Consider the following 1,157-nt stretch of genomic DNA (forward strand, 5'->3'; position numbering starts at 1 on the left):
AAAATAGAGGTTCTAGAGGACTATTTGCCATGGTCTGAAATCATACAGAAGAATTGTCAATAAAAAAGGTTCCCGAGTCAATCAACTCTGGAACCTTTTTCATATACTTGGTTATAGCGCGCTTACACTGTACCCTGGCTTCTTTCGAATTTCTATGAGATGCTTCCCCTGTGGTGGGGGACGGCAGCGACCTCTAACGAGTTCCATGCCTTAGTCGGGAACCGAAGTTTCCCGACTCCCCCCGATTCCAAGCTGGCAAGCTTGGAATCTTTTCAGTACGACGGGCATGTCGTATATCTGAGGTGCAAGTCCTCTGTGGGCACCTGCTACCGGTGAACCCAATAGCGACTCCCAAGCCTGACTATCGTGAGGTAGCGGGGAGAGGAAGGGATAGCGAAATCGTGGCTCTACGAACAGAAATGTGATATGAAGGCGTATGTAGTGGATGAGGAGGCTGAAAACTCTAAAGTCCCAAAAGGTAGTCGTAACCTATATGCGTAGATCACGAGAGTAAACGAGGAAAGATATACGACTTATCCCGTGAGGTCTCATGAGCGTCGTAGACGTAGTAACAACGAATCATGAGAAGTCAGCCGAACCCATAGTAGTGATGAAGTTTCTGTAATGGAAATGGAGCGAAGGGGCGAACAATTAACCGAAGTAATCCTACTTCACTTGTGTCTGTAAAAGAACGGTCTGATAGAACTGGAGACGGTCACGTATTGACTAGGAGAAGGTTCACGAATCTAAGATGTCCCTCAGACACCGAAACAAGAAAGGAATACGCACATGTCAGAATTGCTAGATAAGATATTATCTCGGAACAATATGCTTGAAGCCTATCATCAGGTAAAAAGAAACAAGGGTTCTGCTGGTATCGACGGAGTTACCATTGAGGAAATGGATAATTTCCTACGGCAACATTGGCGAGAAACCAAGGAACTTATAAAGCAGAGGAAGTACAAACCTCAACCAGTTTTACGAGTTGAAATTCCTAAGCCAAATGGTGGCGTCCGAAATCTTGGAATCCCTACAGTCATGGACAGAATGGTACAACAAGCGATTGTTCAAACCATCAGTCCAATCTGTGAAAGACACTTCTCAGAGTATAGTTATGGCTTTCGTCCCAATCGCTCTTGTGAGACAGCTATTAGACA

General features: G+C 45.1%; 1 protein-coding gene. It reads left to right on the forward strand.

The features are described 5' to 3' along the window. Positions 1-789: 789 nt before the first annotated feature. A partial coding sequence (locus tag HZY94_RS00635) for a reverse transcriptase domain-containing protein (protein ID WP_257151888.1) occupies positions 790-1,157 on the forward strand: 368 nt, incomplete at its 3' end.

This window comes from Streptococcus danieliae (assembly GCF_013415245.1).
Classification (GTDB): Bacteria; Bacillota; Bacilli; order Lactobacillales; family Streptococcaceae; genus Streptococcus; species Streptococcus danieliae_A.